The organism is Pyxidicoccus trucidator (assembly GCF_010894435.1).
GTDB lineage: Bacteria > Myxococcota > Myxococcia > Myxococcales > Myxococcaceae > Myxococcus > Myxococcus trucidator.
In genome coordinates, this window is the sequence record NZ_JAAIXZ010000006.1 from 77,335 (window position 1) to 91,832 (window position 14,498).

11 protein-coding genes and 2 pseudogenes are annotated in these 14,498 nt (G+C 69.6%); 9 read left to right on the forward strand and 4 right to left on the reverse strand.

The window, feature by feature from the left end; translation table 11 throughout:
• Positions 1-70 precede the first annotated feature (70 nt).
• From G4D85_RS18635 to G4D85_RS18655, 5 genes and pseudogenes are all read left to right on the forward strand, one after another.
• Positions 71-832, forward strand: a complete 762-nt coding sequence (locus G4D85_RS18635) for a hypothetical protein (RefSeq protein ID WP_164013796.1) — start codon at positions 71-73, stop codon at positions 830-832.
• A gap of 65 nt (positions 833-897) precedes the next feature.
• Entirely contained in the window at positions 898-1,509 is a 612-nt protein-coding gene (locus tag G4D85_RS18640) for an MBL fold metallo-hydrolase (protein WP_164013798.1), read from the forward strand.
• 64 nt (positions 1,510-1,573) lie between these two features.
• Positions 1,574-1,885, forward strand: a complete 312-nt coding sequence (locus G4D85_RS18645) for a hypothetical protein (protein WP_164013800.1) — start codon at positions 1,574-1,576, stop codon at positions 1,883-1,885.
• 95 nt (positions 1,886-1,980) lie between these two features.
• Positions 1,981-2,172: pseudogene (locus G4D85_RS18650) on the forward strand (ISKra4-like element ISMfu2 family transposase); the annotation flags it as partial.
• A 336-nt stretch (positions 2,173-2,508) separates the two neighbouring features.
• Positions 2,509-4,797: a Kelch repeat-containing protein gene (locus G4D85_RS18655; protein WP_164014452.1), complete on the forward strand. Its 2,289-nt coding sequence runs from the start codon at positions 2,509-2,511 to the stop codon at positions 4,795-4,797.
• Between the two features lie 48 nt (positions 4,798-4,845).
• On the opposite strand, the pseudogene G4D85_RS50740 reads toward G4D85_RS18655, so the two are convergent.
• Positions 4,846-4,911 (reverse strand): annotated as a pseudogene (locus G4D85_RS50740) (Smr/MutS family protein); the annotation flags it as partial.
• A 345-nt stretch (positions 4,912-5,256) separates the two neighbouring features.
• Here G4D85_RS50740 and G4D85_RS18665 point away from each other — a divergent pair.
• From G4D85_RS18665 to G4D85_RS18675, 3 genes are all read left to right on the forward strand, one after another.
• Positions 5,257-6,090, forward strand: coding sequence for an MBL fold metallo-hydrolase (locus G4D85_RS18665; RefSeq protein ID WP_164013802.1), 834 nt, complete (start codon positions 5,257-5,259; stop codon positions 6,088-6,090).
• Between the two features lie 13 nt (positions 6,091-6,103).
• Positions 6,104-7,711: a sigma-54-dependent Fis family transcriptional regulator gene (locus tag G4D85_RS18670; protein ID WP_164013804.1), complete on the forward strand. Its 1,608-nt coding sequence runs from the start codon at positions 6,104-6,106 to the stop codon at positions 7,709-7,711.
• 159 nt (positions 7,712-7,870) lie between these two features.
• Positions 7,871-10,243 (forward strand): hypothetical protein, encoded by a 2,373-nt coding sequence (locus G4D85_RS18675; RefSeq protein ID WP_205525601.1) that lies wholly within the window; start codon positions 7,871-7,873, stop codon positions 10,241-10,243.
• A gap of 60 nt (positions 10,244-10,303) precedes the next feature.
• Here G4D85_RS18675 and G4D85_RS18680 read toward each other — a convergent pair whose 3' ends face one another.
• Complete coding sequence (locus tag G4D85_RS18680) at positions 10,304-11,242, reverse strand: hypothetical protein (protein ID WP_164014454.1); 939 nt, start codon at positions 11,240-11,242, stop codon at positions 10,304-10,306.
• A gap of 344 nt (positions 11,243-11,586) precedes the next feature.
• Between G4D85_RS18680 and G4D85_RS18685 the strand changes: the two genes are divergently transcribed.
• Positions 11,587-12,354, forward strand: a complete 768-nt coding sequence (locus G4D85_RS18685) for a hypothetical protein (RefSeq protein ID WP_164013806.1) — start codon at positions 11,587-11,589, stop codon at positions 12,352-12,354.
• 157 nt (positions 12,355-12,511) lie between these two features.
• Here G4D85_RS18685 and G4D85_RS18690 read toward each other — a convergent pair whose 3' ends face one another.
• Positions 12,512-13,147: an MXAN_6652 family MXYO-CTERM-anchored protein gene (locus G4D85_RS18690; protein ID WP_164013808.1), complete on the reverse strand. Its 636-nt coding sequence runs from the start codon at positions 13,145-13,147 to the stop codon at positions 12,512-12,514.
• Positions 13,148-13,163: 16 nt separating this feature from the next.
• A complete protein-coding gene (locus tag G4D85_RS18695; RefSeq protein WP_164013810.1) occupies positions 13,164-14,381 on the reverse strand; it encodes an MxcI protein in 1,218 nt (405 codons plus the stop codon).
• Positions 14,382-14,498 lie beyond the last annotated feature (117 nt).

Here is a 14,498-nt window from a genome sequence, read left to right on the forward strand (position 1 = left end):
GAAGCCTGTCCCGCCTGCGCTCGCGGTGCTATGTGGCTCCACTTTGAGCCCTTCCGAAATGGAGCGAGTCATGCGGAGCCTCATTCTCTGGACCCTGCTGCTGTTCTCCACGGCGGCCTTTGCGACCGAGACGCGGCTGGTGGTGAGGGCTCGCGCTCGTGACGGCAAGTTCGTCGGGACTTCGATGGGGGGCGTGCAGGTGGTGCTCCGCGACGCCCAGACCGGACAGGTGTTGGCCAGCGGCGTCACCGCCGGCTCCACCGGCAACACCCAGACGTTGATGAAGCAGCCGCAAGCCCGGGGTACGCCCCTCGCGGATGATGCGTCCGCGAAGTTCACGGCCACGGTGGACCTCGCCGAGCCGCGCTTGGTGACGGTGGAGGTCTCAGGCCCCCTGGCGCAGCGGCAGGCGCTCGCCACCAGCACCACCCAGCTCTGGCTGCTGCCCGGCAAGCACGTCGAGGGCGATGGCCTCATCGTGGAGCTGCCCGGCTTCGTGGTGGATGTGGTGACGCCCTCGGCTCACGAGTTCCTCAAGCTCGCGGGCGACAAGAAGCTCACCGTCCCCGTCCGCGCCAACCTCACGCTCATGTGCGGCTGCCCCACCGAGCCCAAGGGGCTCTGGGACTCCAGCCGCTACGATCTGCTAGCCACGGTGAAGCACAACGGGAAGCCGCTCACCCAGGTGCCCATGAAGTACGCGGGGAAGACCAGCACGTTCGAGGGCGAGCTGTCCGTCCAGCAGAAGGGCATCTACGAAGTCACCGTGACGGCCTTTGACCCCACCACCGGCAACGCTGGGGTGGACCACACGACCTTCGTCGTCGAGTAGAGTGCCCGCGGGGTCCACCTGTTTGGCGCTTCCCGGCGGCCAGCCATGCGGGCAGGCTGGGCGCCATGAAAGCCCTGCACCGCAAGGAACTCCATGGATGGTCCCGCTTCGACGAGGCGCGCAACCTGGACTTCCATAGCGTCCTCTGGGTTCGCCCTGAGGGAAACGTGGTCTTCGACCCGCTCCCACTGTCCGCGCATGATGCCGCGCACCTGCGCTCGCTGGGCGGGGTGGCGTGGGCCGTGCTGACCAATTCGGAGCATGTGCGCGCCACGAGGGAGCTGGTCGCCGACTTCGGTGCGAAGGTGGCCGGCCCCCGCGCCGAGTCCGAGACCTTTCCCCTGAAATGCGACCGGTGGCTCGCCGACGGTGAGACGCTCGTGCCCGGCCTGGTGGCGCTGGAGCTGCACGGCTCCAAGACGCCCGGCGAGCTGGCCTTCCTCCTGGAGGACACGACGCTGCTGACGGGAGATCTCATTCGCGGCCAGGTGGGCGGCCGGCTCAACCTCCTGCCGGACGCGAAGCTGAAGGACGCGGCCCGTGCGCGAGCCTCGGTCCGTGGGCTGCTGGCCAGGACGCGCATCGACGCTGTGTTGGTGGGGGACGGCTGGCCGGTGTTCCGCGGCGGGCACGCGGCCCTGGAAGAACTGGTAGCCGCGCTGCCCCACGACACCTGAGCGTTCTGGAGGGGCCGGGACGTGGCTTGCGCGCCGAACCCGGGTCCGAGGAAGCTACCGTCCCATGAAATTCAATCCAGCCGTGCTCATCATCACCGGAGGCTTCAGCCTGTTCTTCTTCGTGTCCGGTGTGCGCGCCCTGGTGCGCAAGCGGATGACGGTTGTGAATCCCGCCCATTCCGGAGCCTGGCCGGGCCTGCTCGGCAAGGCGATGCACTCGCAGCTGCCGAAGAACCCGCTGGACCCCCACCCTTCGCTCCACATGGAGGCGACGGGGGGACGGGCCCTGGGGATGGCCGTGCTCTACCTCGTGCTGGGCGTGGCCTTCCTGGGCATGGGCGTCTTCGCCACGCTGGTGGAGAACGGCGTGCTCTGAAGCAGCGTGAGCTTGTCCCGGCTCCGTGGGGCAGGCTCAGTGGATGTGGTTGAAGTACCCGCGGATGTCCGCCTCGACACCTGCCCAACTCCCCTGCGGTGGTCAGGGCTTGCGGAGGAAGCTCCGGCAGCGGCAACGTCGAAGCCACCTGCAAGTCCCTGATGGGCCTGCGCATGAAGCGGCCCGGCCGTCGCTGGAAGGAGACGAGCGGCCAGCACGTTCTCGACCTGCGCGCCCTCGCACTCTCCGACCGCTGGGGCGCGGTCATGAACTTCACGCGCTCCCCTCTGCAACTGCTCCAGGAAAGTTCGAGGGAGTCTCCCAGTAGCGTGTGCCCTGGTGGGGGTGTGAGACGACCCGCGAACTCTCTGCATCATTTTTCTCCTCGTCGGCTCATCTTCAAGTTGAGGGGATCTGCTCGGCCCCACGAAGGTGAACCCGGGACGAGCCGAGTACCCACTCATGCTGCATCGGGGAGAAAGGGACCGCTACGCATGGGAGAGAAACGCGACGAGTTCTTGCATGGCTCGCCGCATCTCCGCCCCCTGAGCGTGACGTGGCCTGTTCTCAGCTTGAACACAACCCCGAAACACCACCGCCACCCTGAAGGACAAATCGTGCAAATGCACCGACGTCTCCCTTTTCTCGCCGCCGTGCTGATTACCCTCGCAGCCTGCACCTCTCAGCCGACCGGCGCTGTTCAGTTCGCCGCCTCCGTGTCCCAGGCACTCTCCTCCAATGACATCACCCGCGTCAGGGTGACTGTCTCCGCCTCTGACATGCCTTCCCATGTCGTCGAGCTGGCCAAATCCAATGGCGTATGGGGCGGCCTCATCGGCAACCTCCCCGCTGACTCCAACCGCTCCTTCCTCGCCGAGGCCTTCGACTCCTCTGGCACCCTTCGCTTCCAGGGCCAGACGGGGGGCGTCACCATCACCGCCAACCAGACGACAGCCGTGGCACTTACCCTCCAGGAGGTAACGCCCCCTCCTGCCTATGGCAATGAGGCCCCCGTCATCGAGTCCGTCGTCGCGTCCACCACCTCCGTCCCGACGGGAGGCACTCTCACCCTCACCGGGGCGGCCCAGGACCCCAATCCGGGGGATTCCCTCACCTATACCTGGACCGCCACGGGCGGCACTTTCTCCGCCGCCAGCGCGGCCTCCACCTCTTGGACGGCGCCCTCCGCCACCGGCGTCCAGACCCTGACCCTCTCCGTGATGGACTCCCAGGGGACCGCCATCTCCCTCTCCCTCGCCATCAACGTCGTCTCCGGCGCCAGCACCGGCGAAGTCGCCGTCGCCATCTCATTCAACCTCTCCCCCGTCGTCTCCAAGGTCTCCGCCTCGCTCAACCGCCTGGACGCGGGCCAGTCCACCGTGCTCTCCGCCAGCATTTCCGATGCGGATGGGGATGCCCTCTCCTATCAGTGGACCGCCTCCTGCCCGGGCACCTGGACAGCTGCGACGTCCAGCGCCGCCTCCTTCGTCCCCTCCTCCGTCCCTTCCAGCGCCTGCAACAACTGCCGGCTTACCCTCACGGTCCAGGACGGTCGCGGGGGGCAAAGCACGGGGACCCTCAACCTCTGCGTCACCTCCGCCTCCACCGAGCGCTTCGCGCCTGTCTTTACCCACTTCTACCAATCCTCCACCGCAGCCTCCCCGGGCCAGAGCGTCGCGTTTGACGTCACCGCGATGGACCCGCAGGCCAGCGCCATGACGTTTGCCTGGAGCACCAACCTCGGCTCGCTGGCCTCGGAGCAGACGACCGCCACCACCAGCCACGTCGTGTGGACGCCAACTTCGTGCGCGCAGGCGGGCGTCACCCCCTCCGTCACCGCGGTCGTCACCAATGCCTACGGCCGATCTGCCTCCAAGACCTTCGCCGTCTCCGGGCTGCCGACATGTGGACCCAGCGGGTGGTCGTCCGCAGGCACCATGACGTCCCCCCGCCGCAGCCACACCGCCACCCTGCTTCCCACGGGCAAGGTGCTCATCGCGGGAGGCAACAATGCTAGCGGCAGCCTCTCCCAGGCCGAGCTGTATGACCCGAACACCAAGGGCTGGTCCGCCACCCCCCCCATGACCTCGGCGCGCTACGGCCACACCGCCACCCGGCTCCCCTCCGGCAAGGTGCTCGTTACGGGGGGTATCAATGGCAGCACCTCTCTCCGCCAGGCGGAGCTGTACGACGCGGCCACCAATACCTGGTCCTCCGCCGCCGACATGACCAGCGCCCGCAGCAGTCACAGCGCCACCCTGCTCTCATCTGGCAAGGTGCTCATCGTGGGGGGCTACTCGGGCAGCGCCCACCTCTCCACCGCGGAGGTGTACGACCCAGCCACCAATGCCTGGTCCCCCGCCGGAACCCTGAGCACGGCTCGCCGCAGCCACACCGCCACCCTGCTCTCCTCTGGCAAGGTCCTCGTCTCGGGGGGCGGGAATGAAAACCTCGTCTCCACCGCGGAAGCGTACGACCCGGCCACCAACGCCTGGTCCCCCGCCGGAACCCTGAGCACGCCGCTCACCTACCACTCCGCCACCCTGCTCCCCTCCGGCAAGGTGCTCGCCACGGGCGGCTGGTTCACCATCGCCCGCGCCTACGCGCAGCTGTACGACCCGGCCACCAACGCCTGGTCCTCGACCACCTACATGTCCATCGGCCGCTCGCTCGCCAACGCCACCCTGCTTCCCTCCGGCAAGGTGCTCGTCTCGGCGGGAGACTACAGCCCCAACTACCCCCTGGGCTCCGCCGAGGTGTACGACCCAGCCACCAGCACCTGGGCGTCCGCCGGCTCCATGGTCTCGGCGCGCTACTCCTTCACCGCCACCCTGCTCCCCTCCGGCCAGGTGCTCTGCGTGGGGGGATACAATGGGGCGTACGTCGCTTCGGCGGAGCTCTACACGCCCTGACCCGTTGTCCGCCTCCGAAGCCGGGCGGAATGACTCCACCTCGGGCAGCCGGGGTAGCAGCGTGTGCACGGTGCACCGCAGCGCGCCGGTGCCCTTGCCGTGGACGATTCGCACGTCGGGCAGGCCCTTCTCGCGGCAGGCCCAGAGAGGTGCTCGGTGACGAGCTCCTTCACCTCACGAGGGTGAAAGAGGTGCCGGTCGAGGTTCCCGTCGATGGGAACCTCGACCGGCTGCACGAAGCCGACCGCGTCCTCCGCCTAGAGCCGCAACCCCCGTCAGCCCGGATGCTCCGGAATGGCGCGCCCGCACCATCCGGTGGCGATCCAGAATGGTGCACCGCTCCACATCGGGCAAATCCACCCCAATAAATCCAGCCAGTTAGACTTGGCACTCCACGTGCTCATGTCTCCGGGTGTCAGGGCGTCCGAAGAGGATGTACCCCACTTAAGGAGACTCATCATGGAAGTCCGCTTCTACGGGGTTCGGGGCAGCATCGCGGTGTCGGGCTCGCGCATTGGCGGCAACACGGCGTGCGTGGAGGTGACGAGCCAGGGCCACCGGCTCATCCTCGACGCGGGCACGGGCATCCGGGCGCTGGGCGAAGTCATGATGCGCGAGGGCGCTCCCCAGAAGGCCACCATGTTCTTCTCGCACCTGCACTGGGACCATGTGCAGGGCTTCCCCTTCTTCACGCCTGCGTACCTGCCCACGTCGGAGCTGACGATGTACGGCCCCGGCGCCAACGGCGCTCAGGCGCTCCAGTCCGAGCTGGCGGCGCAGATGCAGCCGCCGCACTTCCCGGTGCCGCTGTCCACCATGCGCTCGCGGATGGACTTCCGCTCCGCGCTGCACGCGCAGCCGGTGGAGGTGGGCCCGTTCAAGGTGACGCCCATCGACGTGCCGCATCCGCAGGGGTGCCTCGCGTACCGCGTGGAGGCGGACGGCCACTCGTTCGTCTACGCCACGGACGTGGAGGTGCGCATGCAGGACCTCGCCCCCGAGGTGGCGCGCCTCTTCGACGGCGTGGACGTGCTGTGCCTGGACGCCCAGTACACGCCCGACGAGTACGAGGGCCGCAAGGGCATGCCCAAGAAGGGCTGGGGCCACTCGACGATGATGGACGCGGCGGGCGTGGCGAAGCTGGTGAACGCGCGCCGGCTGTGCCTCTTCCACCACGACCCGGCGCACCCGGACGAGGTGTTGGAGGACATGGCCGAGCAGGCCCGCTCGCTCTTCCCGGTCGTCGAGCCCGCGCGTGAGGGCCAGCGGCTCGTCCTCGGCCACGCGGCCTGAGAGGGGCGGCCCCATGCCCTCCGGATGCTATGGTGAAGCCGCGGCGTTCGTCCTTCCGCCGCTGCCCCCCATGCCCCACCCGCCCGCGGACATCACCCAGGTCCTCCTCCCCTTCGGCGGCCTTGTCGGGCGGGAGGTGGACCTCGACGCGTTCCTCCAGACGCTGATGGACCGCATCGCCACGACGATGCAGGCGGACCGGGGCACGCTGTGGCTGTTGGACCCGGCGCGCCGCGAGCTGTTCAGCCGCGCGGCGCACCTGCCGGAGGTGTCACAGATTCGCGTCAAGCTGGGCCAGGGCGTCGCCGGCACCGTGGCCGAGATGGGCCAGGCCATCAACGTGCCGGACCCGCGCGGCGAGCGCCGCTTCTTCGCGGACATCGACCGGATGACGGGCTACCGCACCACCAGCCTGCTGGCGGTGCCCCTGCGCGACGCGGACGGCGCCCTCTACGGCGTGCTCCAGGTCCTCAACCGGCGCGGCGGAGACACCTTCACCGCGGACGACACAGAGCGGCTCACCGCGATTGCCTCGCAGGTGAGCACCGCGCTGCAGAGCACCAGCCTCTACCAGGAGCTCCAGCGCGCCAAGGACCAGCCCCAGGCGCCCGTCGGCTACTTCTTCAACCGCATCATCGGCGAGTCTCCCCAGCTCCAGACCATCTACCGACTGGTGCGCAAGGCCGCGCCCACCGACGCCACGGTGCTGCTGCGTGGAGAGAGCGGCAGCGGCAAGGAGCTGTTCGCCCGCGCCGTCCACGTCAACGGCCCCCGGAGAGATCAGCCCTTCATCAAGGTGGACTGCGCCGCGCTGCCGGCCACGCTGATTGAGAACGAGCTGTTCGGCCACGAGCGGGGCGCCTACACCGGCGCGGACCACCGCATGCCCGGCAAGTTCGAGGCGGCCACCGGCGGCACGGTGTTCATCGACGAGATTGGCGAGCTGCCCCTTCCGGTGCAGGGCAAGCTGCTGCGCGTCCTCCAGGACCGCGAGTTCGAGCGCGTGGGTGGCACCCAGGCGGTGAAGGTGGACGTGCGCATCGTCGCCGCCACGCACCGGGACCTCGCCCGCATGGTGGCGGAAGGACGCTTCCGCGAGGACCTCTACTACCGCATCAAGGTGGTGGAGGTGGTGCTGCCGCCCCTGCGCGAGCGCGGCGCGGAGGACATCGAGCGGCTCGCGCGTCACTTCGTCGCCGCCGTGGCCAAGCGCCACCGGTTGCAGCCGCCCCGCCTCAGCCCTGCGGCGCTGGAGCGCCTCAAGCGCTACCGCTGGCCCGGCAACGTGCGCGAATTGGAGAACTGCATCGAGAGCGCGGTGGTGCTGTGCGAGGGCGAAATCCTCGAGGAGCACCTGCCGCTGCCCAACCTGGACCGCGCGGCGCCCGCTTCCGTCTCCGCCGCTCCCGCGTCGGGTGAAGACCGCGTCGCGAGCGAGGCCGCTGCCGGTGGCTCCGCCGAGGCCGGCCTCCTGCCGCTGGCGGAGGTGGAGCGGCGCCACATCCTGCGCGTGCTGGACGCGGTGAAGGGCAACCGCACGGCGGCGGCGCGGGTGCTGGAGATTGGCCGCAACACGCTGTCGCGAAAGCTCAAGGAGTACGGCCTGGGCGACGAGGCCTGACGCGCCGCGCGAGGGGTTGCGCACGCCCCTGTCTTCCGGGGCAGGGCTTCCGGTGACTGGCGGTCAATTGGGGCGGGTGGCTTGTTCCGGGCACGCGGTCGGCGTACGACCAGAGGGCTCGAACTCCATGGCCGCGAGGCCATACCCCAGGGGGACCGAATGAAGGTGGTCAACAAGCTGCTGGCGAAGCTCCCGGACGAGGTGGCTCGACAGGTTCCGGACGTGAAGCTCCTCGACCAGGACATCAAGGTGTCCCTCGCCCAGGGCACCTTCACGACGGAGAACATCCTCCCGCCCAAGCTGAACCTGACCGACTTCACCCTCTCCTTCGAGGCAGGCGGCGAGGCCTCCGTCCGCAACTTCAACTCGCCCGGCGACGTGGACGAGAACCACGTGGTGGGCGAGGCGACGCAGGACGAGGCGACGCCCGGTGCTCCCAGGCCGCAGCTGCTGCTCGGCGGAGACCAGGGGTGGATGCGCTACCAGGTCACCGCGCGCGTGAAGTCCGCGGCGGGCGTCAACCTGGCCTTCCTCTCGGCCGGCACCGGGGGCGAGCTGTCCGTCACGCTCAGCGACTACCGCGCCCACCCGCTCGCGCGGAACATGCGAGAGGCCGCGAAGATGGACCTCGCCGACCTGCGCCTGATGCAGGTCACCGACCTGGCCAAGCTGGCCACGGGCGATGCGCTGGCGTGGCAGGCGCGCGGCCACATCCAGACGCGGCTGGAGCTCAACTGGGCGGACCTCTTCACCTCCAACCTGGGCCGGCTGGCCTTCGTGCGTGGCAGTGAGCTGCTGGCCCTGAAGACGGACGTGAAGGCGGGCGTGTCCGCCAAGGTGGGCATCACCGACGACTACCAGCTCACCTTCTCCCGGCCACGTCCCGGGCGCATCAGCATCGCCATGCGCAAGGCGAAGTCGCACGAGGCCACGCTCGGCGCGGGAGTGGGCGTCACCGTGGAGTTCGTGGACGTGGGGGCGGTGAAGGCGCAGCTCGGCCACGTGCTCGACGCGCTCCTGGGCCCGGCCCTGCTTGAGCTGGCCGGCAAGCTGGGCACGCCGGCGAACGCCAGCGCGGTGCAGGTGATGGACGCGCTGGTGGACAAGGCCAGCAAGCTGAAGCTGGACGAGCTCCAGAAGAAGGTGCTGCGCGCCGCGCTGGACCGCATCGGCCTGGACCCGAATCTCGCCGAGCTGTCCAACGTCAAGGCGGCCTGGGACGACTTCAAGAAGAAGGTGGAGGGCAAGCTGGACGAGGTGGTGAAGACGCAGATCGCCTCCGGCTTCCAGCACGAGTACCTGCGCCTGTCCGAGTCCTCCACGCTGCTGGAGGTGGTGGTGGACGACGCCACGGCGATGCGCTTCCACGGCTCGCTCATCAAGGGCAACCTGGTGGACCTGCTGAAGTGGATGCGGGAGCTGCCGGAGAACCAGAAGTCCTTCGAGCTGAAGAACTACCTCCACACCGCGTCGCTCACGCGGCAGCAGGCCTATGGCTTCTCGCTGGGGCTCGGCTCGTTCGAGGTGCTCAAGGCGCAGAGCTCCCGGAAGGAGACCTGGGTCACCCAGGAGAACTTCCAGGGCGCGCGGCGCCAGGCCTTCGTGGGCCGGCGCGGCTACGAGGACAAGCTGCTCGGCAACCGCGGGCAGTGGGTGGTGGACCTGAAGGCGGACATGGAGCGGTTCTCCCCCACTCCGGTGGCCTCGGACTTCCGCTACGGCCTGCACCTGATGCTGTGGGGCCGGCAGAAGAAGATGTCGCGCAAGGAGTTCCAGGCGGCCATTGACGACGCTGTCGTGTGGGGCGTGCTGGACGCGGCGGACGCGGTGGCCGTCATGGGCACGATCCAGGGAGACCTGGGCAAGGAGCCCATCGAGACGCGGCTCGAGCTGAAGATGGCGGATGACACCTTCCGCGCGCTGGTGCCGAAGGTGCAGGAGCTCGACGTGGGGCTGTTCTCGCGGGCGCTGGCCCGGGCCATGCCGTGGAGCGAGCAGACGCCGCGCGCCTCCGCCGAGTTCCGGCGGGCCGTGTACGCGCCCATGTGGGAGGCCTACCTGCGCGAGGTGCAGCAGAAGGGCAGCCTCATGTCCGGAGACCTGGCGCCGACGCGCGCGGCGCAGATCGCCGAGCACTTCCTCCGGAACGACCCCACGGTGAAGGAGCTGGGCAAGGACCTGCTGCTCATCGAGAGCGAGTGGCGTCCCGACGCCGGCAGCTTCACGTTCGCCCAGGTGACGGAGAAGAACCGGGGCACGCTGGCCAAGTGCCAGGCCTTCGTCAGCGGCATGGTGCGGCTGCGCCGGGCCATCGACGAGCGCAAGGCGCCGGACGAGCTGCGCACCGTGTTCGGCGAGCTGGAGGGCATGTGGAACACGGGCTTCCACCTGCGCGCCGCGGGCTCGCTGCTGTCGGAGCTGTCCCGCGCGACGCCGCTGGGCCTGGCCGGCGTGGAACGGACGTTCTCGGTGACGATGGCGGACCGCGGGGAGCAGCTGGTGTTCTCCACCACCCGGGGCACCGGGAGCTGAGTCGCCTGAGCTGAATCACGGGAGCCCGGGTCGCCGCACCCGGGCTCCTGGTACGCGGGGCTACATCACCCGGGACAGGACCAGCGCGGCGGTCATGGACAGCGCTCCGGCCGCCGCGAAGTGCGTCCAGGCGCGGCGGGCCAGCAGGCCTCCGGAGACAGGGGCCTCGGGACCGAGCACCACCAGCGCCGGCCCTCCGTCCCGCCCGCACAGCACGTACGAGCCTTCTTGGGGCCCGCGCCGGAGCTCGCCCACCACGAAGCACGGCGCTCCTGGCTCGCCCACGCGCTCCCAGGAGAGGGCCTCCGGCTCCGAGGCCCGCATGTGGGCCGGGCTCCCGGAGTCCGTCACGGGCGCCTCTTCGTACCAGGAGGCGGGCACCGTCCCCGGCAGGGCCTGGCAGCGGCGCACCTCCACGGGAGCCATCAGCGTGGATGGGGAGAAGCGCACGGACGCCCTCACCTGCCTCCCCTTCAGCACCAGCACCGGCGCGTAGGCGCGCTCGCGAGACAGCATCGGGCCCTTGCGTCCGTCCGCCGCCACCTCGCGCACCTCCGCCTCGTAGAAGGCGCAGGGCACACCGCCCGGAGACGTCAGCGCATCGGCGTCATCCAGGCTGCCCTGGTACACGCCCCAACCCGGCGCAGTCCCCGCGCGCAGCGAGGCGACGGCCTCGTCCAGCGACCGGGGCACCGAGGCTCGCAGCACGTCCGCCCGGGTGCGTGAGCGCGAGCCCCGCACCGCCAGCCCGGCGGCCACCATCAGCAACGCCAGGCCCGCGGCCTTGGGCACCACCTCCGCGGAAAGCACCTGTCCGAGACCGCCGCGGAACTGCAGCGCCACGCAGAATGAGCCCACCGCCAGGATGCCGAACCACACCAGCGGCGTGCGCCATGGGTGCGCGGACGAGTCCCTCCGTCCGAAGGTGAACGCCGCCACCACCAGCGCCGCCAGGCACGCCGCGTAGAGCGGTGCCAGCAGGATGCGCAACAGGTCCATCCCGTCCCCCGCCAGGCTCGTCGCGGTCGCCTCATGGCGGACCACGACCGGGGCAAGGTGGGGATGCCTTCCCACCCGTGCAAGGCCGCGCGCCGGGCATGCGGGTGTCCATTCGCCGACAGGACACGGCCGTGGCGGCATGAACCGACGCCTGCCCAACCTCCGCCCCCGACGCCCGGCCGCTTGTGAGCGGAGGGATGCCAACGCTACACGGCTCGTGGGTCGTTGAATGCAGTCCGCGAGTCCTTCGGTCGTCCTCGACACGGCGGTGCCCGGCGCGCCATCCCGGCGGCAGGCGCCGCTTCCATGGCTGGCGCGGCGCTGCTCACGCAGGGGGAACTCCCATGACTGGAAGGCGCTGCTGGACGTTGGCGGTGGTCATCACCCTCGGGTTCGCGCCAATGGCGGCGGCCCGGGAATCGGACTCTCCAGAGTCGGAGTGCCCTTCCGGGTTGCAGCTCGCACTGAGCACCGGGGTCGGCGGAGGCGTGGGCTACGTCTACAAGAATGGCGTGTCACCCACCACGGGGCAGCCAGAGGACCTGAAGCTCACCGACGCCTCCAGCGTCACCCTCCCCGTCCTCCTCGAAGTGGGCTACCGCGCGAGCCCACACCTCTACCTCGGGGTGTGGGGCTCGTACGAGAAGGTGTTCACGAAGGAGAGCGACCGCTCCTGTCCGGTGGGGTTCGAATGCTCAGCCAAACAATGGCGCCTGGGTCCCGAGGTCCGGCTCCACATCTCGCCCGGCGCTGGCTTCGACCCGTGGGTGGCGCTCGGCGTGGGGCTGGAGATTGGCCAGAGCAGCGGGGAGGGAGACAGGACCATCCCTGTGCCCGACGTGGGCCCGGTAACCGCCCGGGTCGAGACGTCCTCCACCGACCGGGGGCCGACCTTCGCCCGGTTGAGCCTCGGGGGTGACGTGCGGCTCACCCGCTCGTGGTTCCTGGGCCCCATCCTCACCGCGTCCCTGGGCAGCTACACGGTGCGGACGGGAGAGCGGACGGTGACGCTGCCCGGCCTGCCCGCCCAGACGAGCGCGCTGCCCCCCGTGGACGACGGCTTCCATGCGCTGTTCACGCTGGGCCTGCGCGTCGCCTGGCTCCCACTCTGAGGAACAAGAGCGCCGTCGACGGGCGCTTCGCCGTCCGCGCCTCACCTCTCCAGGCGCGTCCAGCGAAGCTCTCTCGCGGGCAGGCGCGCCAGGACTCGAAGGGGATTGGCTTCCCCCCCGAGACCCGGCGGCCTGGCTCCCCGCGACAGCCGCAGCCTCAACGGCGGCGGCGGCGGCGGCGTCGGAGCAGGACCAGCGAGACACCTGCCATCACGAGGCCCCACGCGGGCACGCTGCCCGCGGTGGCGCATCCTCCGCCGCCGTCACCGCCATCCTCATCCGGCGTCACGACGGGCGACCCGTTCCCCACCCTCACGGTCAGCTTCGTCGCCGCGGCCCGGTCGCCGCTACTGTCCAGATCCGCGTTGGAGGAGTTGCCGGCGCCGAAGAGCGTGAGCGTGACATCCGTCGCGGGAGCCACGAGCGAGAAGTCGAAGCGCACCTGATTGTCGGTAAAGGCCCGGGGCGCGGAGTGGGTCAGCTCGCTTCCCAGCTTCTTCAGCCCGGTGCCCGCCTGGAGGCTGGCCGCCGCGACGTCCACGGAGATGTCCGCGCCTCCCGTCCTCGCCGCTCCGCCCCGGATGATGAAGCTGTACTGGCCGGTCTCACCCGGAGCCAGGGACGAGGGGCCCTCGAGCACGACGGTGGGCAGCGTGCCGCCCTGATGACAGACACTGCACGCCGGCCCCTCCTTGCCGGACTGGCCGGTGATGCCCGTGCTGGTGGCGAAGGCGGGAGTCGACCACGACAGGGAAACGGCGAGAACCCCTGCGATTCGGATTGGAAGTCTCATGGGATTGTCGGGGGCGCTAGCGCAGCTGGAGGAACGAGAAGGACAGCCCCTGCGTGGTCACCGTGGCCTTGCCACTGTCTCCCAGCACATGCAGCGTCGTGGACGCGGCCCCCGCACCGAACTCGGTGTAGAGCGTCTGGTTCTCCGACTCGAAGAGGAAGACGCTGCCCGAGGTGGACGGGAAGTCGGCCTTCCGCGTCGCGGTCAGCGTGTCGAGCTTCAGCTCCCACCACTGCCAGCCCGTCCCGCTCGCCACGGTGCGAGGATGGGTGCCCTCGGTGACCGGAGCGATGCTCTCGTCGAGCACGCGCACGTAGGCCGTCCCCGTGGCCCCCGGAATGAGCGCGCCCGCGGTCCCGCCCCCCACCAGTCCCGAGAGAGAGCGGTAGAAGGTCGAATCAAATCGCCGCGTCCGCGGGTCGAACCTGAGCAGGCACGGCTCGGGCACGTCCGCGCCCACCACCCGGCGCACCGCCGCTCCGTAGGCTTCCGTCGCGACGTAGACCTGGCCATCGAGGCCCACGGCGGCGTCATGCGTGTAGCCACAACGGTCATCCGTGGCGATGGTGGCCACGTCCGTCGCCGTGTCGATGGAGACCACGCCCGCCTTCCGGGTGATGCCCACGCCCGAGACCGGACGCCAGCCCACGGGCATGATGAGCTGCGCATCGACCCACACCACCGCGCCCGAGAAGGCCAGGAGGGTCTCCGGGATGACCAGCGCATCGAGCGGGATGCGCCCCGTGACGGTCATCGCCGAGGGATTCCAGATGACGACCTGCGCGGTGGTTCCGTCGAAGTAGTACGCCTTCGTCTCCGAGATGAACTGGAAGTTGGCCTGGTACTCCCCGAGTGAGCTCACGCCCTGGCTCGCGAAGCTCACGGTGCCCGACGGCTCCAGGGCGCCAGCGCTGTTGAGCGTGTAGCGGGTCACCGTCGCGCTCTCATCGCTCACCACGTAGAGCGAGCCCGTCTTGGGAATGCCCACGCCCAGCGCACGGCCGGGCACCTTGATGGCGTTGGTCAGCGAGAGCGACGCGGTCCGCTCCGCGTCGGCCGTCACGACCACATAGCTCTCGACCGGGTCCGCCACGAGCTGCTGCGTGGTGATGGCATACAGCGGCGAATTGGCGTCATTCCCCGGCTCGTCCGAGTCACCACAACCCACGAACAGGGACAAAGCGAGCAGCGCGGTGAGAACTCTCAGGGAAGAAAAAGCAACAGGCTGCCTCATCAGAATGGCCTCTCGACGGCGGGGGGATGAGTGCGTGGCTCCATCCGATGGGGCTCGCGGCCCTCGAAGATGGAAATGATACGCATTCTCAATATCGCCAATAAATGGGGAAAGCCC